Source organism: Nocardia vinacea (genome assembly GCF_035920345.1).
GTDB classification, from domain to species: Bacteria; Actinomycetota; Actinomycetes; order Mycobacteriales; family Mycobacteriaceae; genus Nocardia; species Nocardia vinacea_A.
On the sequence record NZ_CP109149.1, the window covers coordinates 9471940 to 9498063 of the forward strand.

The 26124-nt window shown below is 65.4% G+C and carries 25 protein-coding genes; 16 read left to right on the forward strand and 9 right to left on the reverse strand.

What is annotated here, in order from left to right:
- Window positions 1-29 precede the first annotated feature (29 nt).
- Window positions 30-1355 (reverse strand): transposase, encoded by a 1326-nt coding sequence (locus tag OIE68_RS42955; protein WP_327096611.1) that lies wholly within the window; start codon window positions 1353-1355, stop codon window positions 30-32.
- A gap of 309 nt (window positions 1356-1664) precedes the next feature.
- Between OIE68_RS42955 and OIE68_RS42960 the strand changes: the two genes are divergently transcribed.
- Window positions 1665-2885: a cytochrome P450 gene (locus OIE68_RS42960; protein ID WP_327096612.1), complete on the forward strand. Its 1221-nt coding sequence runs from the start codon at window positions 1665-1667 to the stop codon at window positions 2883-2885.
- Between the two features lie 42 nt (window positions 2886-2927).
- Here the strand turns inward: OIE68_RS42960 and OIE68_RS42965 are convergent, their stop codons facing one another.
- On the reverse strand, window positions 2928-3683 hold the full coding sequence (locus OIE68_RS42965; RefSeq protein WP_327096613.1) for a hypothetical protein: 756 nt from the start codon (window positions 3681-3683) through the stop codon (window positions 2928-2930).
- A gap of 115 nt (window positions 3684-3798) precedes the next feature.
- Here OIE68_RS42965 and OIE68_RS42970 point away from each other — a divergent pair, with 115 nt between their 5' ends.
- Window positions 3799-3957: a hypothetical protein gene (locus OIE68_RS42970; RefSeq protein ID WP_327096614.1), complete on the forward strand. Its 159-nt coding sequence runs from the start codon at window positions 3799-3801 to the stop codon at window positions 3955-3957.
- Window positions 3958-3995: 38 nt separating this feature from the next.
- On the opposite strand, the gene glpD is transcribed toward OIE68_RS42970, so the two are convergent.
- Window positions 3996-5675, reverse strand: coding sequence for a glycerol-3-phosphate dehydrogenase (gene glpD / locus OIE68_RS42975; protein WP_327096615.1), 1680 nt, complete (start codon window positions 5673-5675; stop codon window positions 3996-3998).
- Window positions 5676-5697: 22 nt separating this feature from the next.
- Window positions 5698-7191 carry a glycerol kinase GlpK gene (gene glpK / locus OIE68_RS42980; protein WP_327102014.1) on the reverse strand — a complete coding sequence of 498 codons (1494 nt, stop codon included), beginning with the start codon at window positions 7189-7191 and terminating at the stop codon, window positions 5698-5700.
- Window positions 7192-7499: 308 nt separating this feature from the next.
- Here glpK (OIE68_RS42980) and OIE68_RS42985 point away from each other — a divergent pair, with 308 nt between their 5' ends.
- The 5 genes from OIE68_RS42985 (at window position 7500) to OIE68_RS43005 (ending at window position 12499) form a co-directional block, all read left to right on the forward strand.
- Window positions 7500-8264 (forward strand): IclR family transcriptional regulator, encoded by a 765-nt coding sequence (locus OIE68_RS42985; RefSeq protein WP_327096616.1) that lies wholly within the window; start codon window positions 7500-7502, stop codon window positions 8262-8264.
- A 48-nt stretch (window positions 8265-8312) separates the two neighbouring features.
- On the forward strand, window positions 8313-9818 hold the full coding sequence (gene glpK, locus OIE68_RS42990) for a glycerol kinase GlpK (RefSeq protein ID WP_327096617.1): 1506 nt from the start codon (window positions 8313-8315) through the stop codon (window positions 9816-9818).
- 135 nt (window positions 9819-9953) lie between these two features.
- Window positions 9954-10256 (forward strand): hypothetical protein, encoded by a 303-nt coding sequence (locus tag OIE68_RS42995; protein WP_327096618.1) that lies wholly within the window; start codon window positions 9954-9956, stop codon window positions 10254-10256.
- A gap of 47 nt (window positions 10257-10303) precedes the next feature.
- On the forward strand, window positions 10304-11197 hold the full coding sequence (locus tag OIE68_RS43000; RefSeq protein ID WP_327096619.1) for a DUF5995 family protein: 894 nt from the start codon (window positions 10304-10306) through the stop codon (window positions 11195-11197).
- 45 nt (window positions 11198-11242) lie between these two features.
- A complete protein-coding gene (locus OIE68_RS43005) occupies window positions 11243-12499 on the forward strand; it encodes a vWA domain-containing protein (protein ID WP_327096620.1) in 1257 nt (418 codons plus the stop codon).
- Window positions 12500-12530: 31 nt separating this feature from the next.
- Here the strand turns inward: OIE68_RS43005 and OIE68_RS43010 are convergent, their stop codons facing one another.
- On the reverse strand, window positions 12531-12806 hold the full coding sequence (locus OIE68_RS43010; RefSeq protein ID WP_327096621.1) for a hypothetical protein: 276 nt from the start codon (window positions 12804-12806) through the stop codon (window positions 12531-12533).
- Window positions 12807-12963: 157 nt separating this feature from the next.
- On the opposite strand from OIE68_RS43010, the gene OIE68_RS43015 reads away from it, so the two are divergent.
- The 4 genes from OIE68_RS43015 (at window position 12964) to OIE68_RS43030 (ending at window position 15834) form a co-directional block, all read left to right on the forward strand.
- Complete coding sequence (locus OIE68_RS43015) at window positions 12964-13260, forward strand: hypothetical protein (protein WP_062992381.1); 297 nt, start codon at window positions 12964-12966, stop codon at window positions 13258-13260.
- 113 nt (window positions 13261-13373) lie between these two features.
- Complete coding sequence (locus OIE68_RS43020) at window positions 13374-14774, forward strand: DUF1254 domain-containing protein (RefSeq protein WP_327096622.1); 1401 nt, start codon at window positions 13374-13376, stop codon at window positions 14772-14774.
- A gap of 9 nt (window positions 14775-14783) precedes the next feature.
- A complete protein-coding gene (locus OIE68_RS43025; RefSeq protein WP_327096623.1) occupies window positions 14784-15101 on the forward strand; it encodes a DUF1214 domain-containing protein in 318 nt (105 codons plus the stop codon).
- Between the two features lie 13 nt (window positions 15102-15114).
- Window positions 15115-15834: a hypothetical protein gene (locus tag OIE68_RS43030; RefSeq protein WP_327096624.1), complete on the forward strand. Its 720-nt coding sequence runs from the start codon at window positions 15115-15117 to the stop codon at window positions 15832-15834.
- Between the two features lie 7 nt (window positions 15835-15841).
- On the opposite strand, the gene OIE68_RS43035 is transcribed toward OIE68_RS43030, so the two are convergent.
- Window positions 15842-16285, reverse strand: coding sequence for a group II truncated hemoglobin (locus OIE68_RS43035; protein ID WP_327096625.1), 444 nt, complete (start codon window positions 16283-16285; stop codon window positions 15842-15844).
- A 311-nt stretch (window positions 16286-16596) separates the two neighbouring features.
- Between OIE68_RS43035 and OIE68_RS43040 the strand changes: the two genes are divergently transcribed.
- Together OIE68_RS43040 and OIE68_RS43045 are read left to right on the forward strand one after the other, a co-directional pair.
- A complete protein-coding gene (locus OIE68_RS43040) occupies window positions 16597-17826 on the forward strand; it encodes a cytochrome P450 (RefSeq protein ID WP_327102015.1) in 1230 nt (409 codons plus the stop codon).
- A gap of 8 nt (window positions 17827-17834) precedes the next feature.
- Window positions 17835-18560, forward strand: coding sequence for a TetR/AcrR family transcriptional regulator (locus OIE68_RS43045; protein ID WP_327096626.1), 726 nt, complete (start codon window positions 17835-17837; stop codon window positions 18558-18560).
- Here the strand turns inward: OIE68_RS43045 and OIE68_RS43050 are convergent.
- Window positions 18550-19314: an SDR family oxidoreductase gene (locus OIE68_RS43050; protein WP_327096627.1), complete on the reverse strand. Its 765-nt coding sequence runs from the start codon at window positions 19312-19314 to the stop codon at window positions 18550-18552. The two genes, OIE68_RS43045 and OIE68_RS43050, sit on opposite strands and share 11 nt — an antisense overlap.
- Window positions 19315-19444: 130 nt before the next feature.
- Window positions 19445-21397: a TerD family protein gene (locus OIE68_RS43055; RefSeq protein ID WP_327096628.1), complete on the reverse strand. Its 1953-nt coding sequence runs from the start codon at window positions 21395-21397 to the stop codon at window positions 19445-19447.
- 149 nt (window positions 21398-21546) lie between these two features.
- Between OIE68_RS43055 and OIE68_RS43060 the strand changes: the two genes are divergently transcribed.
- On the forward strand, window positions 21547-22035 hold the full coding sequence (locus OIE68_RS43060; RefSeq protein WP_327096629.1) for a hypothetical protein: 489 nt from the start codon (window positions 21547-21549) through the stop codon (window positions 22033-22035).
- 5 nt (window positions 22036-22040) lie between these two features.
- Here OIE68_RS43060 and pabB read toward each other — a convergent pair whose 3' ends face one another.
- Window positions 22041-24125 carry an aminodeoxychorismate synthase component I gene (gene pabB, locus OIE68_RS43065; protein WP_327096630.1) on the reverse strand — a complete coding sequence of 695 codons (2085 nt, stop codon included), beginning with the start codon at window positions 24123-24125 and terminating at the stop codon, window positions 22041-22043.
- A 309-nt stretch (window positions 24126-24434) separates the two neighbouring features.
- Here pabB and OIE68_RS43070 point away from each other — a divergent pair, with 309 nt between their 5' ends.
- Both OIE68_RS43070 and OIE68_RS43075 read left to right on the forward strand, forming a co-directional pair.
- Complete coding sequence (locus OIE68_RS43070) at window positions 24435-25424, forward strand: phosphotransferase family protein (protein WP_327102016.1); 990 nt, start codon at window positions 24435-24437, stop codon at window positions 25422-25424.
- Between the two features lie 78 nt (window positions 25425-25502).
- Window positions 25503-26078: a DinB family protein gene (locus tag OIE68_RS43075; RefSeq protein ID WP_327096631.1), complete on the forward strand. Its 576-nt coding sequence runs from the start codon at window positions 25503-25505 to the stop codon at window positions 26076-26078.
- Window positions 26079-26124 lie beyond the last annotated feature (46 nt).

Below are 26124 nucleotides of genomic sequence, written 5' to 3' on the forward strand. Positions count from 1 at the left end.
TGTCAGAGCCGTCCCGTCAGCGGGCGTTGTTATCCGGGGCTCGTGCTTCGGGCTCCCGGACTCGGGCACAGATCAAGTTGCTCGCCCCGAGTAGCGAGATTGACCGCGGCGTTGAGGTCGCGATCGAGTCGTGTCCCGCAACCGCAGGTGAAGACGCGGTCGGCCAGTGTCAACCCGGCGTTGCGGACTCCACAGCGTGAACAGAGGCGGCTCGACGGGAACCACCGCTCGACGGTGGCCACTTCGCCGCCGCGCCAGTCCTGTTTGTAGCGGATCTGGCGAGCGAACTCGCCCCATCCAGCGTCGCCGATCGCGCGCGCCAGGCGGCGGTTGCGGAGCATGCCCGCGATGTTGAGGTCCTCGATGACCAGCCGGTCGTGGGTCTTGACCAGCCGGTTCGACACCTGATGCAGAAAATGCGCGCGAACATTACGGATCCGGTGATGATGCCGCGCCAACCGGGCTGCGGCCTTGCGGCGGTTACGGCTTCCCTTCTGTTTGCGGGTGAACGACCGCGCGAGACGCCGTTGCGTGCGCATCCCGCTCACCAGTTGTTTCGGTCGGTCGGTGATCCGGTCGACCTCGACGCCGTCGCTGGTGGCGGCGACCAGGAACACCGACAATCCCCGATCCACCCCCACCCAGCCGCCGTGGTCATCGCCGTCGCGCACCGGATGCCGGTGGGCGGGATGTAGGTCGGTGGCTTCGGTGGTGAGGCTGATCATCCAGCGGCCCGCGCGATACGACACCGTCACCGACAGGATCTTCGCCCGCCCCGCCGCGATCATCCGCCGCAACCGGCGGGTGTCCTCCCGCACCCGCACCGCGCCGATGACCGGCAAAGTCACCGACCGCGGATGATCATCACCAACCCGAATCGAGGTCCACTCACGCGGGGAGCGCTTGTTTCGCATCCGGAACGACGGAATCGTCGAGGATTTAGATTTGAACTTCGGGAACCTCACACGGCGTCCGGCGCGCTTGCCGGTTCGGGAATCCCGCCACGCCGACAGCCCTCGTGCGAGGTCGACAGCGGCTTCCTCGAACACTTGCTGGCACAACTGATTTCGCCACCCGAGCCCGACCTCGGTCAATGACACCTCACCGGTCGAGTCCACAGTGAACATCCGTCCGGCGTGCTCGGTCTTCTTCCACGCGTTAAACCCGTTGATGTGGTCGAACCCAGTCCACGGCACGCGCACATCCGCGTCGCGACGACGCTCACTCAATGCCGCCTTCGTCATTGCCAGGCACTGGTTGAACGCGAACCGTGTCGCACCGGCATGGCGGGAAAGCATCGCTTGCTGCTCGACGGTCGGGTCGAGACAGAATCGGAAGCTCGTGAACCGTGTCACCGCAACAGCATCGCACTGGCCACCGACAACAATCGGCCACCTATGTAACGGTGACGATCTGTGTTTCCAGCAGTGCTCACTCCGGCTCGGTCAACAACGAGGGCGGGTGGAACGCGCACCTCGATCAGGCGGACGGGCGGCGTTCCGGGGTCGGACAAGACGAACAAGAGCACGTAAGCGACACTGGCACAGGGACTCTCGGTGGTGACGACTTGGTATGGAAACCTCAGTCGTACCGGCGCCGTCACATCGCACGTGACGCACGCCGACCAGCCACCAAGTTCTCAGATGTCATTTAAGGAGATAACGATGGAGCATGAACCGCTGGTCCTGGATCTGACCGGCGCCGATATCCAAGGCGAGAACGAGCGGATCCGGGAGCGCGGGCCGGTCGCGCTGGTCGCCCTGCCCGGCGGCGTGCCCGCGTGGTCGGTGACCGATGCCGCTGTGCTCAAGAGTTTGCTCGCCGATCCGCGAGTGTCGAAAGACGCACGGCAGCACTGGTCTTCGTTCATCAATGGCGAGATCACAGAGGAGTGGCCGCTGCTTCCGTGGATCGCGGTCGACAATATGTTCACCGCGTACGGCACGGATCATCGCCGCCTGCGCAAGCTGGTCTCGCCCGCGTTTACGCACCGTCGCACCACGGCGCTGCGTCCGCGGATCGAGGCGATCACCGAGGGGCTGCTGAACGCGCTCGCGGCCACCCCGAAGGGCGAGGTGGCCGATCTGCGGGAGGGTTACGCCTATCCGGTGCCGATCGAGATCATCACCGAAATGATGGGTGTGCCCGAACATCTCGGTCCCGGTCTGCGCAAATGCGTCGACGGTTTCTTCGATACCTCATTCGGCCCAGAGGAAGCGCAGGCCAACTACCTCGAGATGTACCGCCTCGTCAGCGAACTCGTGACCTACCGGCGCGAGACGCCTGGCGACGATGTCACCAGTGTCCTCATCGCCACCCGTGACGAGGACGACGGCTCGCAGCTGAGCGAGAAGGAACTCGTCGATACGCTGATGCTGGTCATCAATGCCGGTCACGAAACCACGGTGAATTTGCTCGATCAGGCGATCTTCATCCTGCTCACCCATCCCGGGCAGCGCGCCGATCTGGTCGAGGGCCGGGTGCCGTGGTCGGATCTGGTGGAGGAGACGCTGCGCTACGAGGCGCCGGTCGCGCACCTGCCGCTGCGCTACGCGGTCGAGGATATCGAGCTCGGGGAGATCCGAATTCCCAAGGGCGAGGCGATTCTGGCGTCCTATGCCGCCGCGGGCCGCGATCCGAACCTGCACGGTGCCACCGCCGGGACGTTCGACCTGCACCGGGTCAACAAGGAACACCTGTCCTTCGGGCACGGTGCGCACCACTGCATCGGCGCCCCGCTCGCTCGGCTGGAGGCGACGATCGCTCTCCCGGCCATCTTCGAGCGCTTCCCGAATATGCGCTTGGCCGTGGATCCGGCGGAATTGGCGCCGGTCGGCAGTTTCATTTCGAACGGACACCGCACGCTGCCGGTTTTCCTGGACTAGATCGTTGTAGGGGTGCCGCACAGCGGCACCCCGCAACGTGCGTTATGAGGTTGTGGGTTGTTCCTGGGCCGGGATCGGGGAGACGGCGCCGTCGATCGCGCCGACCGCCGCACCGACGGCCGCGCCGGCCGCCGCGAACGGTGTGGCGATTACCGCGTAGCCGATGGCCGCACCGATGACGGGGACGACCACGAGTCCCGCTGGGGCGAAGACGAGTCCGGCGACGAGACCCGAGACCGCGCCGACGACCGCACTGGTGGCGGCGAGCGGAGTCGACACGGTGGCGCCCACCGCTGCGCCGACGATGGCGTCACCGATCACCGCATCGGCGATATGGTCGGAACGAGCGCGTTCGACACCCACCGACTGCAGGCCTTGGGACAGTGCGGTTTCGGTACCTGCGGACGCGTCGTTGATCTGAGTGGCCTGTTCGGGCGACAGCCAGTCCGGGCGATCGATCTGGATATTGCCGACGCTGACGCGGTTGGTGGATGCCTGTGCGCCCTGATCCGGCTGCGCCGCGTTATCGGTGGGCGCAGGCGCTGCGGGGTCCGGATCGGCCACGAATGCGGTGGCGCTCCACAGTGGTGAGGGTGCGAAGACGGTGTTGTCGGCGATCGGAGCCGATGGCTCGGCAACGAATCCGTATGGCGTCGGAATACCGAGTGGTTGTGGATCAGCGGTCGCGGGTGCGGTGCTGATGAGGATGACGGACAGCGGAACCACACTGGCGAAGGCGAGTGCTGCGGTACGTCGACATATGGGTCGAATCTGAGCTGCGGGCTTCTGTGTGCCCATGAATAACCTCATTCCGAACGTCGATGTTTACTTACCTACATTCGGAACAGTCGACCTTTCGGATGAAAACGCGATGTGGCAATTTTCAGAGCCGATGCCTGGGTATACCGCGAGCATGACCGGACGAAAGATCGATCCGCGGACAACCGAGAACGCCGAGGGTGACTTCGCGGACGAGCACAGCAAACCCACGCATGCCGACGAACATCCGCAGGAGGAGCAGTTGGAGACCGACGAATCGACGCCCGAGGGCTACGGCGGCTCGGACATCTGACGGCGCGCGGTACGAATCTGTACCGCGCGCCGCTGGACTCAGGCGACAGCGACCAACCGCGCGGCGTTGGCCGATTCGTCGTCGCTGGCCTTGTTCGCGGCCAACTCCGCCTCCACCCGCTCGCGGTATCGGGTGACCTCACGATCCGTGGTGGCCGCATCCCAGCCGAGTCGCGCGCCCATGAGGAAGGCCACCGCGGGTGCGGTGGTCAGGCCGCGGTCGGCGGTCTCGATCGAGATGCGGGTGCGGCGGGTGAGGACATCGTCGAGATGCAGTGCGCCCTCATGGGTCACCGCGTAGACGACCTCGGCACCGAGGTACTCACCAGCACCGGGCAGCGGCTCAGCCAACTCCGGTTCGGCCGCGATCAGATCGAACAGTTCGGATACGCCCGAACCATAGCGACCGAGCAGGTGCTCGACGGTCGTGACGGGCAGACCGGCCCGCTGCGCGACGCTGTTCACATCGGCCGTCAGCTCCTGGTAGCCGACGGCACCGAGCAGCGGCAGATATTCGGTCACCGAGGGCGCGGCCGCGCGACCGAGCCCCTTGACGGCCGCGTCCACCACATCGGCGGCCATCACGCGGTAGGTGGTGTACTTACCGCCGGCGATCACGAACAGACCCGGAACCGGTTCCGCGACAGCGTGTTCCCGCGAGAGCGTCGCGGTATCCGCGGACGCGCCTGACAACAGTGGGCGCAGACCCGCGTAGGTGCCGACAATATCGTTGCGGGTCAACGGCTCTCGCAGCACCGCATTCATATGATCGAGGATGTACTGCACATCGGCATCGCTGGCCACCGGATGGTTCTTGTCCAGCGCCCAATCGGTATCGGTGGTGCCGATGATCCAGTGCCGGGCCCACGGGATCACGAACAGCACACTCTTCTCGGTCCGCATGATCAGACCGGTATCCAGATCGAGCCGCTCGCGCGGTACCAGGATGTGCACGCCCTTCGACATGCGCACGTGGAAGGGGAATTCCACGCCGGTCATCTTGTTCATCTCGTCGGTCCAGATGCCGGTCGCGCTGATCACCCGGCGGGCGCGCACGGTGTATTCGCGACCGGTCTCCACATCGGTGACATGCGCGCCGATCACCCGCTCGCCGTCGCGCAACAGTCCGGTGACCTTGGTGCGGGTGAGTACCGTCGCGCCGTGCTGGGCGGCGGTGCGGGCGATGGTCATGGTGTGGCGCGCGTCGTCGACCTGTGCATCGAAGTAGCGGATCGCGCCGATCATCGCGTCATCGCGCAGTGCGGGCGCCAATTCCATTGCGCGCGTGTGCGACAGGTGTCGGTGCATGGGCAGCGCCCTGGCTCCGCCGATGGTGTCGTACAGCGCGACGCCCGCGCCGATGTAGGCGCGCTCCCAGACCCGGTGCTGCAGCGGCAGCAGGAACGACACCGGGCGCACCAGATGCGGGGCGAGCCGGTGCAGCAGCAGGCCGCGCTCCTTCAAAGCCTCGCGCACCAGCCAGAAGTCGAGCTGCTCCAGATAGCGCAGGCCCCCATGGATGAGCTTGCTGGACCGGCTCGAGGTGCCGGCCGCGAAATCCCTTGCCTCGACCAGGGTTACGGTCAGGCCGCGGGCAGCGGCATCGAGGGCGGCCCCGGCCCCGACCACGCCGCCGCCGATAACCAGTACGTCGATTTCATTGTCGCCCAATGTGTTCAATGCATCGGCGCGGTAGTTCGAGTCCAAACGTGCGGACACGGTATGTCTCCTTGTTTCGGTGCTACTGCGTCTTCGAGATGGGTTGGTCATCGTCGATGTCGATCCAGTCGAGCGTGTGCGAGACCGCCTTTTTCCAACGGGCGTAACCGCGTTCGCGCTGCTCTGCGGTCCAGGTGGGTGTCCAGCGCTTGTCCTCGTGCCAGTTCTGTACGAGTTCGTCGGTGTCGCTCCAGAATCCGACTGCCAACCCGGCCGCATAGGCCGCGCCGAGTGCGGTGGTCTCCGCAACCACCGGCCGCGAGACCGGCACATCGAGGAAGTCGGCCTGCAACTGCATGCACAGTTCGTTGGCCGTGACGCCACCGTCCACGCGCAAGGTGTCCAGGCGCACACCGGAATCGGCTTCCATGGCCTCGACGACATCACGAGTCTGATAGCAGATCGACTCCAGCGTGGCCCGTGCGAGATGGGCATTGGTGCTGTAGCGCGACAGCCCGACGATCACCCCGCGCGCGTCCGATCGCCAATACGGTGCGAACAGGCCGGAGAATGCGGGCACGAAGTACACCCCGCCGTTGTCCTCGGCCTGCCTGGCCAGCGATTCGCTTTGTGCCGCACCGGAAATGATGCCGAGCTGATCGCGCAACCACTGCACGGCCGAGCCGGTGACCGCGATCGAACCCTCCAGCGCGTACACCGGCTTCTCGTCGCCGAACTGGTAGGCGACGGTGGTGAGCAGTCCGTGCTGGGAGCGCACGAGTTCGGTTCCGGTATTGAGCAACAGGAAGTTTCCGGTGCCGTAGGTGTTCTTGGCCTCGCCGGGGCGGAAGCACACCTGACCGACGGTGGCCGCCTGCTGATCGCCGAGCACACCGGCCAGCGGCACCTCGCCGCCGAACGGTCCGTCGGTGCGGGTCTTGCCGAACAGTTCCGGATTCGACGAGGGCGCGATGGTGGGCAGCATGGCGCGCGGAATTCCGAAGAGGGACAACAGTTCGTCGTCCCAGTCGCAGGTCTCCAGATCCATCAGCATGGTGCGGCTGGCATTGGTCGGATCGGTGACGTGCACGCCGCCGTCGATGCCGCCGGTGAGATTCCACAGTAGCCAGGTGTCGGTGGTGCCGAAGACGGCCTCGCCCCGGTCCGCATCGGCGGCGATGCCGGGCACATTGTCCAGGATCCAGCGCAGCTTGCCGCCGGAGAAGTAGGTGGCGGGCGGCAAACCCGCTTTGCGGCGGATGATTTCGCCGTGGCCGGCGCGCTCCAACTCGGCCGCGATCTTGTCGGTGCGGGTGTCCTGCCAGACGATGGCATTGCAATACGGCCGCCCGGTCCGGCGATTCCACACCACGGTGGTTTCGCGCTGATTGGTCACACCGACCGCGGCCAGATCGCTCGCGACGAGATTCGCCTTGTTCAGGGTGGACACGATGACCGAACGGGTGCGCTCCCAGATCTCGGTCGGGTTGTGCTCCACCCACCCCGCGCGCGGCAGGATCTGCTCGTGCTCGAGCTGGTGCCGGGCGATCTCGTTGCCGCCGTGGTCGAACACCATGAAGCGGGTGCTCGTGGTGCCCTGATCGATGGCACCGACGTACGAGCCGAAGTTCACCGTTGAGCCTCCGTCTGCCAAGAGGGCCGCGGTTGCGGCCGTTGGGGCCGACGTTACGACCGGATTGCCGAAACGGACATAGCGTGCGTTCGACAATGCCGAACGGTTGTGATGGCCATCGCCATGCGGCCTCACTACGGTCCAGTGACCGTGGAGGTCGCGATGGTGCAGGTCACATGGCGTTGCGTGGGTGTTGCTGGGCCATCGGTGCGTGTTCGACATTGTCGAATCGGCGGGATAGGTTTCGGCGTATGCCCGGTCCGATCCAATCGATCGAACGAGCGGCCGCCGTCCTGCAGCTGCTCGCTCGGGGTTCCGGCCGCCTCGGGGTCGGCGAAATCGCGGGTGCGCTCGGGCTGGCCAAGCCGACCGCGCACGGCATCCTGCGCACATTGCAGGGCGTGGGATTCGTCGAACAGGATCAGGCCAGTGGCAAGTACCAGCTCGGCGCGGCCGTACTGCATCTCGGGACAAGTTATCTCGACAACAACGAACTGCGCTCGCGGGCGATCAACTGGGCCGATGCCCTGGCCGCGCGGACCGGGGAGTCGGTGCGAATCGGTGCCGCGGCGGACGAATGCGTGGTGGTCGTACACCACGTCTTCCGGCCGGACAACACCGAACAGGCGCTCGAAGTCGGCGAACTGCTACCGGCGCACGCGACCGCGCTCGGCAAGGTGCTGCTCGCCCATGACGCCGAGCTGGCCGTCTCTGTTCGCGGTGGTGAATTGGCGCCGCTCACCCGGCGCACCATTGTCGACCGGGCGGCGCTCACCCGGGCGCTTGCCGCGGTCCGGCAGGCCGGATGGGCCGGGGAGACCGAGGAATTCCGATCCGGGGTGGCCGGCATAGCGGCGCCGATCCGGACACACGGTGGACTCGTGGTCGGTGCGATCGGGATCAGCGGTCCGGTCGACCGGCTCTGCGATCCGCAACTGCGGCACCGGCCGACGCTGGTCGGGCACGTCCGCGACGCCGCGCATGCGGTATCGCGGGATCTCGGTGCCGGACAATGAGTTTCGTACATCATGTGGCACCAACTCTCGTCCGACAGGAAGTAGCCGATGGCGCAACGCTATGTGCTGGCGATCGATCAGGGCACCACCTCCACCAGGTGCATCCTGTTCGATCAGCGCGCACGCCTGGTCGGGGTCGCACAGCGTGAACATCAGCAGCACTATCCGCGGCCCGGCTGGGTCGAGCAGGATGCGCTGGAGATCTGGCGCAATGTCGAGCGGATCGTGCCGCAGGCGCTGCGGGATTCCGGCATCGCGGCGGAACAGGTTGTGGCCCTTGGCATCGCGAACCAGCGCGAGACCACGGTGGTGTGGGATCGCCATACCGGTGTGCCGATCCGGCGGGCGGTCGTCTGGCAGGACGTGCGCACCGATGAACTGGTGCGCGAATTCGAGAGCAGGCCTGGTGCGGAACGAATTCGCGAACTGTGCGGCCTGCCGCTGGCCGGTTATTTCGCCGCGCCGCGGCTGCGCTGGCTGCTGGATACCATTCCCGGACTGCGGGATCGGGCCGAGCGCGGGGAAGCGCTGTTCGGCACCATGGAGACCTGGCTCATCTGGAATCTCACAGGTGGACCGGACGGCGGTGTGCATCGCACCGATGTCACCAATGCCAGTCGCACGCTGTTGATGAATATCGCCTCGCTCGCCTGGGATCGAGAACTGTTGGAGTTCTTCGGAATTCCCGGCGCGATGCTGCCGAGCATTCAGCCGTCGACCGCGTCCTATGGTACGACCAGCCGAGTGGTGCCCGGCATCCGGATCGCTGCTGCGCTCGGCGACCAGCACGCCGCACTGTTCGGCCAAACCTGTTTCGCCCGTGGGGAAACCAAATGCACCTATGGCACCGGCGGTTTCCTGATGATGAATACCGGGCGCGAGCTGGTGCAGTCCTCGCACGGTCTGCTCACCACCATCGGCTATCAGATCGAGCCCGAACCGGTGTACGCGCTGGAGGGGCCGATCGCGGTCACCGGCTCGCTGGTGCAGTGGGTGCGCGACAATATCGGTCTGGTGTCGAGTGCGCCCGAGATCGAAACCCTCGCTCGCACAGTCGAAGACAATGGTGGCTGCTATATCGTGCCTGCCTTCTCCGGCCTGTACGCACCGCATTGGCGCAGTGACGCAAGGGGTCTTGTCATCGGTCTGACCTCATACATCAATAAGGGCCACCTCGCCCGCGCCGTCCTGGAGGCGACCGCCTGGCAGACCCGCGAAGTCGTCGACGCCATGAACGCCGACTCCGGTCTCCAGGCCCGCACCCTGCGCGTCGACGGCGGTATGACCTCCGACAACCTGCTCATGCAGATCGTCGCCGACGTCCTCGACATCCCCGTCATGCGGCCCTTCGTAGCCGAAACCGTCTCTCTCGGAGCCGCTTACGCCGCCGGGCTGGCCGTCGGCTACTGGCCCGACCTAGAGGGCCTGCGCAGCAACTGGCGCCTGGCCGGACAATGGATCCCCCAAATGGACCCTACCCACCGCCAAGACGAATACGACAACTGGAAACGCGCCGTAGCTCTGACCTTCGGCTGGTCCCGCTCGAAGCGATAGGGTGTGGTGATCTTTGCGGGGCTCGTCCGGGATGGAGAGGATCCAGATGATCGTGTCACGCGTTGTCGGGAGCGTTCGCGCGAATTCCATCTCGCCTGTGTCGATGCCGCCGATTTGCATCGCATCGGCGATCAGGTGCGGACTCGATTCGATCAGGAATCGGTGCTGACCTTCCGGCACCTGCCGAATTCGGCACCGGACGTCGACGCCTTCACGGTCGAAGTCGCGGGCGTCGATGTGCGCCGGTTCCGTGACGCGCTGGTCGCCGATCGAGAGGCGCGCGAGCATCTGGTCGGCGGGTCCGTGGCCGAATCCGGCAGTCTCATCCTGGTCGCCGACCTCGCGGACTACGCTCTGACCCAGCGCTTCGTCACCGGCATCGGTGGCACCTGGAATCCGGATATCGTCCACTACGGTGACCGCGAATTCGTGGGCTGACGTGGCACGTTCGGCGAAAACCTGAATCGCACTTTAGACTTCGGCGGGTGCGAGCTTCCTTGCGAACGGCCGTCCTCGGTCTGATCACCGTGGTAATCGCGACGGCCGTCGGGCTGACGCCAGTGGCCGTCGCGGAGCCGGTTGATCCGGCGTTCTGCGGCGCGCCGCTGTCGGCGGACGAACTGGACACCATCGCGCGGCTCTCCGATATCAGCACACTGACCGGAGATCCGTTGCAGCGCTTGGCCACCGCGGTAGCGCGCCACCATGAGATCACCGAAATCCTGGTCGCGCACCGGGATCGGCGCGGGCTGTTTCCGCTCGGGCTCGACGGTGTGGAGCAGTCGGCGGTTATGCCGTTGCAGCGTGATCCTGGCGCGTTCGTTAATCCGGAGTACGCGCATGCGATCAGCCTGGAATTGCTGCGGCGGTTCCTGGTCAATGTGCACGCGGCCTTCACCGGCGCGCCGGTCGAGCCGCATTGGGCGCGGTATTTCGAGCTCGCTCGCCGGTGTGAGGTATCGCCCGCCCGCGTCGCCATGGCCGGCTACAACGCGCATTTGAGCGTGGATCTCGCGTATTCCGTAGCGACGGTTGCGAGTAAGCCGGAGAACGCGCCCGACTACTTCAAGATCGTCGACGCGATCGCGGCCTCCGGTCAGGTGATCATCGATCGGACCGAGGAGATCTACAACGGCGATCTCGGTCCGCTGTGGCGGTTCTATTTCGTCGGCGAGGGTCTGGACCTGTTGCTCGGTGCGGGTGTGGCGACCGGTCCGCTGCTGCGGGCCGCCGATCTCGGATACAACGTGGTGGTCTACGGCAATGGCCTGGCGCTACAGGATCCCGGACTGCACAACGTGACCGCGGCGGAGATCCGGCTGCTCAGCGATTCCGTCGAAACAGCATTGGATGTATTGACACTGCTCAGGGGTCTGTGAGACGCCTAGTCTGTACGGTTCGGTCGGGTACGGCAAGGAGTCGCGGTGGGCATATCACTCGTCAAGGGACAGAACGGTCCGCTTGCGACTTCGAATGTCGTTGTCTCGGTGCGATCCACCGCCGCAGCCGATGTCTCGGCATTATTGGTGACCGAAGCGGGCCGCGTTCGAACCGACGCCGATTTCGTCTTCTTCAATCAGCCGCAGGCACCTGGCGTCGAGTTGCGGGCGGGAACGCCTGCTGCGCTGGCTGTTTCCGCGGCCCACGTTCCCGTCGATATTGCCCAAATACGGGTGATTATCACTTTGGACGAATCTGGGGCAACTTTTGGGCAATTCACGCCACCGATTGCGATCGTTGCCGACGGATCTGGAAATGCGCTCTACGAGTATGTAATCGATGGACTCGACAGCGAGTCCGTAGTCATCGCACTGGAATTGTATCGGCGTAATTCCGAATGGAAGGTCCGCGCGGTCGGGCAGGGTTATGCGGGCGGATTCGCCGCGCTGGTCACCGATCATGGCGTAAGCGTTGACGACGAGCCCGCGCCGGTCACTCCTCCCACCACTCCGGAGGTCCGCACCGCCCCCGGCGAAGCCGCACTCTCCTTCGAGAAGCGCGCCGAACTCGACCTGCGCAAACGTGAAGTCGCCAAGGTCCTGATCAACAAGAACGCCTTCGGCATTCGCGCCCGCGTCATCCTGGTCATCGACAAAACCCTCAGCATGAGCAGGCAATACAGCAAACAGGTCGTGCATCGCGTTGTGCAGCGGATGATCCCGGTGGCGACCCAGCTCGACGAGGACGGCACCCTGGAGGCCTACCTCTACGCGCTGTCCTTCGCGAAACTGCCCGATATCACCGTCGAGCACGGCGAGGCATGGGCCCAGACCTTCCTGCACCTCACCGGCACGCACCAGGGCATCGACTACGCCAGGATCGGCGGCCGCAATGACGAACTGCCGATCATGCGCGACATCATCGCCTCGCTACGACCCGGCGATGCGCCGACTCTGGTGCTGTTCTTCACCGACGGCGGCTTCGCGAAGAAGCGCGAGATCGCGGCACTCATGCGCGAAGCGTCCCGACTGCCGGCCTTTTGGCAGTTCGTCGGCCTCGGCAGAGCCAACTACGGCCTGCTGCGCACCCTCGACGAGATGTCGGATCGGGTCGTGGACAACGCGGGCTTCTTCGCCCTCGACGACATAGACCAGGTGGACGACGCACAGCTGTATGCCCGTTTGCTGGGCGAATTCCCGGACTGGCTACGCGCGGCAGGCCAAGCGGGCATCCTGCGCTGAATCGTGCCGGTCCGCAGTTGATGTCGCGGACTCAGCCGATGACGGCGTTCATGATGGTGCCCGCACTGGTGGCGATGACACCGCCGATCATGGCTCCGGCCACCATCTTCGGGGATTCCATACCGCCGCCGCTCCACTTCTCCCAGGCGAAGCGACCACCTGCGTAGATGATGGCGCAAATGCCGGCGAGCAGCACGAACCAGGTGAAGTAGCGGACCAATTGAAGAATCTTGTCGGACACCGGAGGGGCCTCGGGGGTGGGATTGCCGATCTGCGCCCAAGTGTCGTAAACGGTGGCCAGGATCATCTCGTGTAGCTCATTCTGGAAGCGGGACAGGGGGTTAACGCGCTCTCCGAGCGATGGTATCGGTTTCTCGGCGACCTTGCAGTCACGATGCCTGCGCGCTTGCGAGACCACTCGTTGTGCGGATCATGGAAAGGGCGTGATAGTCGAGGAGTAGACGATGAACATCTATCTGATGTCGATCGGCGATGCCTACGCGACGTTGGCGCAGATCCAGAATCCGACGCCGCAAGCTCCGCCGCTATCGGACAAGCTGCTGCAGATGGTGCGCTATCTGACCTGGTTTGCCCTGTTGTCCGGAATAATCAGCATCATCTATGCGGGCGGCCGGTTCGCCTGGGAGAAATGGAGCGGCGGTGCGATGCAATCGCCGAAGATGGTTGCGGGAGCCATGATCGGCGGTGTCGTTGCCACCAGTGCGGGCACGATTATGAATTCTATTCTCGGCACCGGCTGACCCCGAAAACCCGGCCGCATCGCCGCTTGCCCGAATTACGGCAAATATTTGGCTATACTCCGGCTGATCTCTCTCGAAGTTGTCCGACCTGATCGGGAAAGTAGGGAGAAGGCATGAGTATGTCGCGGCGATCTGTGCTGCTGGCCGGTGCCGTTACGGGCGCGGGCCTGGTCGCGTGCGGCAAATCGACGGATTCCGATAACGTGGCGAGTTCCGGCAGTGTGCTGCCGAGTGATCCGCGTTCGGTCGCGACCGACGCCTATATCTATGGGTATCCGCTGGTGCTGATGGATGTCACGCTGCAGTCGAATACCGCCGCCGTACCCGCCAATCGGATCTGGGCCGTCAGCCCGGTGAATCCCGGGATGAATACGGTGGTCATGCCGAATATCGACACCCTTTATGCCACAGCCTGGCTCGACGTGGGTGCCGAACCGGTGGTGCTGCAGGTTCCGCCGATGGACGGCGACCGGTACTGGCTCATGCAGATCATGGACGCCTGGACCAATACCACCCACAATCCCAGCAGTGTCGCACCACGGGTGCGCGCCGGTCAGGACCCGCCGTACGGCTACGTGATCACCGGCCCTAATTGGTCTGGTGCGCTGCCGGATAACCTGACCAGATTGGCGATGCCCACCGCGACCGCATGGCTGATCGGTCGCATCGAGTTGCGCGGCGAGGGCGATTTCGCCGCCGCCGAGAGCGTGCAGCAGCAGGTGCTGCTCGCACCGCTGAGCGCTTGGTTGCGCGGTGAACGGCCGACCCCGGTGATCAATCCCGATTTGACCGCCCCGATCGCACCTCCGCAGCAGGTTGCGCGGATGGACGGGCGCACCTTCTTCGACCGGCTCTGCACACTTATGCTCACCAACCCGCCTGCCCGCGACGATGCCCCCGCGCTGCAGCGGTTCTCGAAGATCGGCATCCTGCCGGGCGGCACGGTGGACAATGCGCCGGTCGCCGACCTCAACGCCGCGGTGGCGGCGGGCCAGATGCGCATCCCGGATTACGCCAATCCCAAAGCCAGACGTGAGAACGGCTGGGGTTTCGCGACGAACCTCGGCACCTACGGCACCGATTACTCACTGCGTGCCTCGACTGCGTGGACCGCACTCGGTGCGAATCTGCCGGAAGACACGGTCTATCCGGAGATCAGCGCGAACGCGGGGGAGCAAGGTGCGCCGCGCTCGTACCGGCTGCATTTCCCCGCGGGCCAGATGCCGCCCGCGCGGGCCTTCTGGTCGCTGACCGCCTACACCGCGGAGCGCTTTCTGGTGCCGAATCCGGCGGGCATCTTCTCGGTCGGTCATCAGCGTCCCGTCGTACCGCTGCCGGACGGCTCGCTGGAACTCGCCATCCAGGCGGCGGACCCGGGAAGTGCTGTGCCATACGGCAATTGGTTGCCGATACCGGAAACCGGCACCTTTCGGCTCGCGCTTCGCCTGTATGTGCCCGAGGAGCGGGCGCTCGATGGTCACTGGCGACCGCCGAGTCTGAACCGAGTCGGATGAAGGAGATGCATGAACGTCTCGCGCAGAACCGCACTCGGACTCCCCGTGACCGGCATCGGACTGGCCGCCTATGACGCGGACAGCTATCTGGTGCCGAATACCGCGAATATCTATGCGATCGGCCATCAGGTGCCGGTGGCACCCAATTCGGACGGTTCGGTCGAAATCGCTGTGCAGCACGAGGATCCGGGCACGAGCGTACCGGCGGGCAATTGGCTGCCCATCCCGGCGTCGGGGCAGGTCTGGCTGACCATGCGGCTGTACGCGCCGAAAGGCATCGCCATCGACGGGCATTGGCAGCCGCCCGTCCTGACTGTAGTGCTATAGGAGACGAGAAACTATGGGCCGCTTGGCTTTCCCGATCTCGATCGCCGCCGCCGTGGTGCTGGTATTCGCCGCGCCCGTTGCCGCCGCGGAGGTGGGTGATGAGGACGGTGTGCCGTCACGAACCGCGTTCTCCTTCCGTTCGGTGCTGCCCGGCGTTCAGTGGGGCACCAGCAACGAACACGAGATGCGCACCGGATTGTCACTGGTCAAGCTCTATATGGTCGACTACGCGCTGCATCGCGGCGACGGGTCGGCGACGGATCTGGCGTTGGCGGAGCGGATGATCCGCTATTCCGACGACTCCGCGGCCGACGAACTCGGCGCGAAGTATCCGCAGGCGATCGACGCTATTGCCGCGGAGTACGGTCTGACCGCTACCAAATCGGGGCCGGCCTGGGGCATGTCGTACACCAGCACCGCGGATGTGGCCACCTTCCTGGCGACCAAGAAGCGCACCGAACCCTGGTCGCCGATCTTCGGCTGGATGGCCGCGGCGGGCGAACAGGCGGCCGACGGCACCGCACAGGACTGGGGGACCGCGCGGCTGCCCCGCGTCGAGGGCACCAAGTGGGGCTGGTCCGACAGCGGGCCGCTGGAGGTGGCCTCGGCATCGTTCGGCGAGACTTTCGCGGTCGCGGCACATACCCGCGGCACACCCGAGGATCAGACGGCCGATGTCGGCGCCACCGTGCCGTTCTTGCTACTGGCTCTGGTCGCGCGCGTGACGGGATAGGCGGCGGTCAGTCCTCGCCGTCCCAGGTCCAGTGCGGCACCTCGCGGATCGGGTGCAGTTCGTCGTCGGACTTGGCATGCGAATTCTGTTGTGCCACTTGGGCGCCGAATTCGGCATGTGCGCGCACCGCGGCACGGAAGGCGGGATCGTCGAATAGCCCCGCCTCCTCGAACGCCTCCAGATACAGCTGGGCGAAGCGCTCACGCTGTTCATCGGTGATTTCGAGGCCGCGATGTACGGCGATGATGTAGTCGAAGCCGAGGTTGCGGGTGAAACGGTGCGGGCCGCCGAAGGATTCGGCGGTGAACCAGGTGAGATGGTCGACGTGCGTCGGGCGGCGTTCGGTGAACTGGGTTTTCAGCACCGGATCGGCGAGCACCTTGTCGTAGAAGGCTTCTTCGACGCGATGCAATGCCTCGTCGCCACCGGCGTGCTCGTACAGGCTGGGCATGGGGGACCTCCGGACAGTGACCTGTTGCGTCCCATTACAGGCTTGTCCGCTCGGTCGCGTGCACGGTTTCGCGATAAGCAATCAACTCGTCATTTATAGCTGACGGCTATTGAATGTAGGCGATCGGATGGCTATCGCCGCTGAAGTTAACGGGGTTTACTAAACGCTATTCACAAAACTCCGGTTGTGTGGTTTTATCGGCTTCGGAACGTGTCCCACAGTTCTTACCCGCCCGCCGGCTCCGCCGGCTGCCATCCCCAGTGTCGTGAGGTCTGCAGCCCAAGTCAGACCGGTAGGAGATAGCCGTGACCGTGACCACGCCGTCGATTCCCGCGGGATTCGACTTCACCGACCCAGATCTGCTGTCCACCCGCCTGCCCATCCAGGAATTCGCCGAGCTGCGCCGGACCGCCCCGGTCTGGTGGTGCGCGCAGACCGGGCGGGCCAGCGGCTTCGATGACGGCGGCTACTGGGTCGTCTCCAAGCTCGAGCACATCAAGGAGATCTCGAAGAATCCGGAGGTGTTCTCCTCGCACGAGAACACCGCGATCATCCGGTTCAACGAGGAAACCACCCGCGAGCAGATCGACATGCTCGGCAATATGCTGATGCTCAATCAGGATCCGCCGCAGCACACCAAGACCCGCCGCATCATCTCCAAGGGTTTCACCCCGCGCGCGGTGGAGAGCTTGCGTGCGGCGCTCACCGAGCGTGCGGCTCGAATTGTGCACGAGGCCAAGCAGACCGGTCGCGGCGACTTCGTCGAACAGGTCGCCTGCGAACTGCCGCTGCAAGCCATCGCCGAACTGCTCGGAGTGCCGCAGAACGACCGCAAGAAGCTCTTCGACTGGACCAACCAGATGATCTCCTATGACGATCCGGAGTTCGACGGCAATCACCACACCGCCACCGCCGAGGTCATGGGCTACGCCTGGAACATGGCCGAGGAACGGCGCAAATGTCCGGCAGGTGACATCGTCACCCAGCTGATCAATGCCGATATCAACGGCGAGAACCTGGGCTCGGACGAATTCGCGTTCTTCGTGATCCTGCTGTCGGTCGCGGGCAACGAGACCACCCGCAACTCGATCACCCACGGCATGAAGGCCTTCGTCGACAACCCGGAGCAGTGGGAGCTCTACAAGCAGCAGCGCCCGCGCACCGCGCCCGATGAGATCGTGCGCTGGGCCACCCCGGTGACCGCTTTCCAGCGCACCGCGACCCAGGACACCGAGGTCGGCGGCCAGGAGATCAAGAAGGGACAGCGCCTCGGGCTGTTCTACAGCTCGGCCAATTTCGACGAGGACGGATTCGAGGATCCGTTCACCTTCGATGTGCTGCGCAACCCCAACCCGCACGTCGGCTTCGGCGGCACTGGCACGCACTACTGCGTCGGCGCCAACCTGGCCCGGCTGCAGATCGATCTGATGTTCAACGCCATTGCCGATGTGATGCCGAACCTGCGTCAGGTTTCCGATCCGGTGCGGTTGCGCTCGGGTTGGTTGAACGGCATCAAGCGCTGGGAAGTCGAATACGCTTGAATTCCCCTATGAACAGCTCCAAACCGCGGGGGCGGGCACCGGTGGTTTCGGATGCGGATATCCGCCGGGTAGCCCGCGCACTGCTGGTCGCGCACGGTCCCGATGCGGTCACCCTGCGGGCGATCGCGCGCGAACTCGGCATTACCGCGCCCGCACTGTACCGGTATTACAACTCGCACGAGGACCTGCTCGAGAGTCTGCGCCTGGAGTTCTGCGAGGACCTCGCCGCCGAGCTGTCCGAGCAGATCGCCACGCTGCCCGATGACGGCGCGGTGCAGTTCTTCGCCATCTGCAAGGGATTCCGGCGCTGGGCGCTGGCGCACACCAGGGAATTCACCCTGGTGTTCGCCTCGCCGGGCGCGGGCCGCGCGCGCATGCTGCGCCGGTTCGACGAACCGTTCGGCCGGATCTTCCTCGCCGCAGCAGGGCGACTGCTGGCCACCTACGATGTCGTGACGCCGCCGACCGATGTGATTCCGGCGGAGCTGCGCGAAGACCTCGTGCTGTTCCAAACCGAGCTGCTGGCAGCGCTTTCGGAGTCCGGACAGAAATTTCCGGCCGAAAAGCTCGACCTCGGCGTCACGTATCTGATGATCCAGATCTGGGCCCGGCTCTACGGGCACGTCACGCTCGAGGTGTTCGGGAATTATCCGATCCCGCTGTCGAATCCAGAGATCCTGTTCGATGCGATGCTGGCCGATCTGGGGCGCACGGCCGGGTTGATCAGCGAGTGATTCGGCGAGACAGCCATTCGGCGTAGCCGATGCCGATTGCGTCGCCGTTTCCGTCCAGGCAGAGAGCGCCCGACCGTAGGGCACGTCCGGCGCGGCCCGGGATGGGTACCGGAAGCGGAAGCAGCTTGCGGCCGATGTGTTCGTGGTAGATATCGGCCAGTTCGGTGAGGGTGTGCACGGTCGGTCCGGCGATATCCGGGATGCGCCCGGCCGGGCCATTGTCCACCGCGTCGGCGAGTCTTGTCGCTACGGCGTCGACGTCGATCGGCTGTATCTTCGCCGTCGAGCGCGGTGCGAGCCGCCAGCGCGCCGACAGGGCCAGGATTTCGGTGACGAGTTCGTGGAATTGGCTGGCGCGCAATAGTGTCCAGGGGATCTCCCCGGCGGTGACCACCTGTTCCTGGTCCACCTTCGCGTTGTAATAGCCGAAGGGGACGAGATCGCAACCGACGATGGAGATTTCGACGTGATGGCCGATACCGGCCTGCTTTTCGGCCGCCAGTAGTCGGCGCACGCCGTCCACCATGACCGATCGGGTCCGGCTGCGGGCGCTCACCGCGTCGACGACGGTGTCGCAGCCGTCCAGTGCGGATTCCAGGCCGGAGCCGGTGGTGAGATCCGCGGACCGGTGCTCCAGAGTTCGATCCGCCGGAGCGGTTCGGCTCACCACGCGGACCCGATGTCCGCGTGTGCTCAGCTCTCGTACTACCGCGGCCCCCAGTACCCCGGTTCCGCCGATTACCGCTACCTGCATTGATCCTCCCAAACGGCTCTGTTCGGTATTGGACGCTACGGTGACACGCGGGACCGCTCAACGTGCTTCATCGCATATGCATTGTTCACCACATCGGTGTTCCGGTACGTGATTGCGTGCGGTATCCGCATCAGATCCGGGCACCTTTGGCGCGGTTGCAGGCGCGGCAGAGGATCTGCAGATTGGTCGCACTCGTCGCACCACCGCGGCTGAGCGGGATGATGTGATCGAATTCCAGGTAGTGGCCGTCGCCGCATTCGACGCATTTACCGCCGTCACGTTGCCACACCTCGGCCTTGACTTCCTGCGGGATGCTGCGCGTGTCGCGCTGACCGGGCGTGAGCACCAGGCGTTTGGCGACCCGCAGCGCACCTTCCAGCGCGGCCGCGACGTAATCCGGATCGTCGACATCGAAGGTGGCGCCGCCGCGGGACGAGGTCGCCGCGACGACCACCGAACGCTGCTCGACATGCACCGAAACCACCCGGTTCCACGGCAATTCGGTGCCGGTATCGGTACCGACGAACCGCAGCTTCTTATTGCTGGCGATCAGCCTGCCGTCGGTGAGCTTCGGGCCCTTGGCGAGCCGGCGGACGTGCACGGCGGGCAGATCCACGTGCACCTTCTCCTCCGGATCCAGATGCAGGCCGGGCGTTCGCACCACCGGCAGATCCCCGCCGCGCAACCGCGACAGGGTGCGCCCGCGATACATCCGCCTGCGCAGATCCTCGACCAGCGGTCCGCTGAGCGCCAGCTCTTCGATCGCGTACTCGAACGCCTCGAACTCGGTCTGCTCGATCTCGCCATCCGCGAATGCGAAGGCGACCAGTCGCTCGACATAGGTGAGCGCCACATCCCGCAGCGCCGCCCGGCCCAGGCCCTCATCGATTCGCTGATACCGCAACGACGCCCACAGCGCATCCCACTCCGCACCGCGCGGTCCGGCTGCGGTCAGCGCCCGCCAGGCCTGGGTATGCCAGTGCGTCAGGAATTCCTCGATTTCGTGCTCGCAACTCTGGCACGGCGCGAGACCGCCGAACAGCTTGCGGCGCCGGGGATTTCCGCACCGCTCACAGCTGCGAGGGCCGGCCTGACTCCGTTCGTATGTGGCACTGGTCCATTCGGCCCCATCCCACCAACGCAGCCGCGAGGGATTCTCGGGATCCGAATGCCAGTCCGCGCGTTCGGGATTCGGTGGTGGTGGTATCGGCGGTTCGACTTCGTGGCGCTGGCGCCGAAGGTCGACCGGCCTGCCTGGTCGCGGGCGGGCAGGCCGTTCGTCGGCCGAGTCGGCGCGATGGTCGGCTCGGTCCCGGGGCCCGGTGGCGGCGGTGTGGTGCCCAGTCTGATCCCCACGGTGTGCGCCGAGCGTCCATGGTCGGGCCGGTGCTTCATCGGGCCGATCATGCTGTCCAGTCGGGTCGGCGCGGGTGCCGTCCTGGTCCGAGGGGGCGGTGTCGAGCTGCTGGGGACCGGGCGACCCGGCCGGCGCTGTGCCGGCCGAGACACGTTGCTGCATTGGGTAAGTGGGTATCCGAGCCGGATGTGCCGCGTGCGGGCGATCGGGTGTCGGCTCGGCGGGGCCGTCGATGGTGACGCCGAATTCGGTGACGAGACCGGGGAGCCCACTGGCCCAACCCTGGCCGATCGCGCGGAAACGCCACTGTCCGTCGCGGCGGTAGAACTCGCCGAACATCATTGCGGATACCGCATCGGGATCGGTGATCTCGAACCGGGCGATCGGCCCGTGGGCGGCCTCGATGGTGAGGGTCAGATCCGCGATATCGCCGAAGGTGCCGTCGTCGATCGATCCGGCGACCACGATGCGCGCCACATCCGATTCGGTGCGCGGTAGCGACACGCTCAGGCGCGCCGTCCCCGGTGCGGGTTCCTGGTCGAGCGTCACCGCCTGCGACATATGTCGGGGTGCATTGAAGAACACCAGATCCCGATCGGTGCGCACCGTCCCCGCCTCCGCCAGCAACAGCGCGTGCGCATCCATCGCATGCCCCGACCGCCATGAAACAACCACGGCAAGAAGGGAAGTCGGCACCGCCGCATTGGCCCCTTTACTGAGTTTCATCGTACTCGAACTATGCCACGAACCACCGACACGCCGACTTCGGCGGTCCATACCTTCGGCGATGCGAGCGAGTGCGCGGCGATGCGACACCAAACCGGTCGGTCGGGGATATCCGGCCTCGAGGGCTATGGGTGCGGCAGAGTGGAGGGATGACTACCCCGAAGGGTGCGGGCCGGAAGGCCTCGACTCCGAAGGCGCCGGGTGGGCGGGTGCCGAGTCCCGGCGATGTTCTGGCGGCCGCGCAATCGGCGGTGGAGGCGGCACAGTCGGCGGCGAGTCAAGTATTGGATGCCGCACAACTTACGGCCGGTCAGGCCTTCGATGCGGCGGTGCGGCTGCCACCGGCCTCGGCGCAGTTGGCGGCGCAGCTGCCGGATCTGATCGAGAGCCTCTCGATCGCCGTCGACCGGCTCAACTCCACCATCGATCGCCTGGACCGCACCCTGGCGCTGGCGGATCCGGCCTTCGCCGCCTACGACCGACTGCTGCCCCGCCTGGAGGCGATGATCGGCCTCGGCGAAGACCTCTTCACGGCCCTCGCCAAACTCCCCGGCGTCTCCCTCCTCGGCCGCTTCACCGGCAAGCCCACCGAACCGCCCGCGCCTCCCGAACCCCCAAAACGCGGCCGCCGCAAATAGCAGACTCAGTGGGGTGCGGCGCGGTGGGTGGCGGCGGCCTTGAGCAGGGTTTCGCGGTACTCGTCCTCGGGGTCCGAGTCGAGGACGATGGCGCCGCCCGCGCCGATACGCCAGTGGCCGTCGTGGCGGACCGCGGTGCGGATGACGATATTGAGGTCTGCGGTGCCCGCCAGCCCGAGGAAGCCGATGGTGCCCGAATAGATGCCGCGCGCTTCGGTTTCCAGCTCGTCGATGATCTCCATCGTCCGCAACTTAGGCGCCCCGGTCATCGAGCCGCCCGGGAAACACGCACGCAGACAATCGATCACGTCGACATTCGGTCGCAGCGTGCCGCGCACGGTGGAAACCAGTTGGTGCATGGTCGTATACGTCTCGGTGGCCATCAGTTTCGGCACGTGCACACTGCCGACCTGGCAGACCCGGCCCAGGTCATTGCGCAGGAGGTCGACGATCATCAGGTTTTCGGCCCTGGTCTTCGGACTGTCGGCCAGTTCGCGCCGCAGCCACTCGTCCTCGGCGGCCGTGGTCCCGCGCGGCGCGGTGCCCTTGATCGGCTTGCTCTCCACGGTGCGGGCGCGGTCCACCTTGAGGAAGCGTTCCGGTGAGGCACAGGCGATTTCGAGATCGTCGAAGCGCAGATATGCTGCGTACGGCGCGGGATTGCAGCGGCGCAGTGTGCGGTAGAAGTCGAGTCCATCCGCTTCGGCGGCTGCCATGGATGCGGTGTCGGTCAGGCAGATTTCGTAGGACTCGCCCGCATGCAGCCGCTCCTGGCAGACGGCGATATCGGCGAGATACCGCTCCCGCCCGCGGGTGAACAGCGGTGCGACGGCAGCGGTATCGGAGCACGCTTCGAGTGTCGGCGGATTCGCCCACGTCGGTAGGGATTCCAGGATCTCACGGGTATCGCGCAACCAATCCGCTCCCGCCCGAAGGGCTTCCGGCGTGGGATCGGTGAGTGCGAGCAGATGGGTGCGCCCGCCGACGTGGTCGACGACCACGATCCGATCGGCGAAAATCCACTGTGCGTCCGGTGTCGAGGCGCGATGCGCGGCATTCGCACCGCAATCGGCCTTCACCTCATAGCCCAGGTATCCGACGTAACCACATGCGAAATCGAAAGGCAGATCGGGTAGTTCGGTATGTCTCAGGTGTAGCTGCCCGGCGAGATAGTCGAGAATTCCGCCGGGTACGGTCCGCCGATTCCCGTCCGAGGATTCGACCGTCACCTTGTTCTCGCCGACCCGGTAGCGGATCACTTCGGCCAGTGGCCCGCTCGCATCGCCGAGGAAGGAGAACCGATCCAGTCCGGGTTCGACATGTTCGCTGTCGAGCCAGAATGCGGTGGGGGAGTTGCCGTATAGCCGGAGGAACGCGGCCTCGGTATCGATCGCCCGCTCGATCACCGCATGCCGCAGCTGCCAGGAACGCCGGGATTCGCGGAACTCGTGTCTACCCATCAGCGGCTCGGCATTCTCGAACGGCGCGACGATGCTCGACCGAATCCGCTGGCCCGCTGTAAGTTTCGCGAAATTGCCGAGCAATGCCGCACCGTACTCGCTGGCAATCGATTCGGGATGGAACTGCACCCCCCACTGCGGTCTGCTCCGGTGCCGCACACCCATGATCACCCCATCGGCCGCGACGGCGGTGATCTCGAGGCTGTCCGGCAACGGCCGCTGTGCGCACAGCGAGTGGTAGCGCACCGCGGTGAACCCCTCGGGCAGCCCGGCGAACAGCTCGTCGCCGTCGTGCTCGATGTGATCGAGATAGCCGTGCCGCGCGGTGGGCGCGGTCGTGACGATGCCGCCCGCCGCGACGACGATGGCCTGATGTCCGAGACAGACGCCGAGTAGCGGCAGTTCGGTCTCGCGGAGCACCGCGGCCGAGATGCCGATATCCCGGCCGACATCCGGGCGGCCCGGCCCGGGGGAGATGACGACATTGTCGAAGCGCTCCAGCCTCAGCCGCGCGATATCGTCCACCTCGTCATTGCGCACGACCGTGGGTTCTTCCCCGTTCACCTCGCTGATCAGCTGATAGAGGTTGTAGGTGAACGAGTCGTAATTGTCGATCAAGAGCGTGCGCATCGTGCTCCGAACCCTACGCCGCGCCGGGCGGTGCAAACTGTTGTCATGTGCCTTCAGTTAGGTTCGGCGCGTGCCTGCGCCCTACTATGGCCGGAGCAAGGCGCGGAGGTGAGATCGTGATAGTTGTTGATATTCATGCTCTCGAGCGACAACTGATTTGGAGAGAACATGGGTAACTCATCGGGTACGCCCAGAGCCGAGCAACCCGCTGAACCGCCGGTCCGCGATGCGACTGGTGGGGTGCCCACCGATCGGCCAGAGGTTCGGGGAGGCGGGGGAGCCGTCGACTTTGCCGTCGTCGGTAAATGGATGGACGAGCAGGGCCTGCCTGCCGGTGAGTTCGAGGATGTGACCGCCCTCGGCGGCGGAACCCAGAACATCATGCTGCGCTTCGCGCGCGGCGGTCAGGACTACGTGCTGCGCCGCGGCCCGAAACACCTGCGCGCCAAGAGCAATGACGTCATCCGTCGCGAGGCCCGGCTCCTGGGCGCGCTCGACGGAACCGGCGTGCGCGCGCCGAAGGTGATCGCAGCCTGCCCGGACGAATCCGTTCTCGGTGCGGTGTTCTACCTGATGCAGCCCATTACCGGATTCAATCCGCAGAACGAATTGCCGGAGTTGCACGCGAGCGATCCGCAGATCCGGCGGCAGATGGGCCTGTCCGCGGTGGAGGCCATCGCCCGCCTCGGCTCGCTCGACTATCAGGCGCTCGGCCTGCAGGACTACGGCAAACCGGACGGCTTCCTGGAGCGTCAGGTGCCGCGCTGGCTCGGCGAACTCGAGTCCTATTCGGCCAATGCGGGGTATCCGGGCCCGGAGATTCCCGGGGTGCAGCAGGTCGGGGAATGGCTGGATCGGAATCGGCCCGCGCGGTGGACTCCCGGCATCCTGCACGGCGACTGTCACCTGGCCAACATGATGTTCTCCTACGACGGCCCGGAGGTAGCCGCGATGGTGGACTGGGAGATGTCGACCATCGGCGACCCGCTGCTCGACCTCGGCTGGCAGATCGCGACCCGTCCGGAGCCGGGTACCACGGGCGCGGCGCTGATCGGCAAGCTCGGCGCTGTCGGCGGTCTGCCGACGCCGGAGGAGATGGTCGAGCACTACGGCAAATTCTCCGACCGCGACCTGAGCAATGTCACCTGGTACACGGTGCTCGCGTGCTTCAAGCTGGGAATTGTGCTGGAGGGCACGCATGCTCGCGCATTCGCGGGCAAGGCGCCCGAGCAGGTCGGTGACTTCCTGCATGCCATCACGCTCGAGCTCTTCGAACGAGCGCATCGTCTGATGGATTGAACGGCGCCTGTCGGGATCTTGTCGCTAGCTGGCTGAATATATATCGCTGAAGATATTCAGCCAATCTAGGGTAAGCGCATGCCGATCGTTCCCGACGTCAAGAACTGGACCTGGGTCCTCGAACGCTCCTGTCCCGAATGTGGATTCGACCCGGAGTCGATCACCTACGCGACGGTGCCCGATCTGGCTCGCGAATACGCGGGCCGTCTGTCGGCAACGCTCACGCGACATGACGCCACCGCCCGCCCAGACGATTCCACCTGGTCGGCGCTCGAATATGCCGCTCACGTACGCGATGTCTGCCGAATCTTCACATACCGCACGGCCGTCGCGGCCCGCATCGAGGCAGTGGATCCGAGGGTTCCCGGGTTCGACGCTGAAGGCCTCGAGTCCGAGGGCGGTATCCCGGTGTTCTCGAACTGGGATCAGGACGTCACCGCCATCGCCGATCAATACGACAAGCAGGATCCACGAAAGGTCGCCACGGAGCTGACCGACGCCGCCGAGGCGGTCGCGCGCGCCTTCGGATCAGTCCCCGCGGCCGCCCTAGGCAACCAGGCGCGACGCAGCGACGGCTCGGTCTTCACGGTCGAATCCCTGGCCGCCTACTTCCTGCACGACGTAATCCACCATGTGCACGACGTGCGCGGCTGAAGTCGGGCAATATCGGTCCGGGACGGGTTCGCGGTCGGGGTGGAAC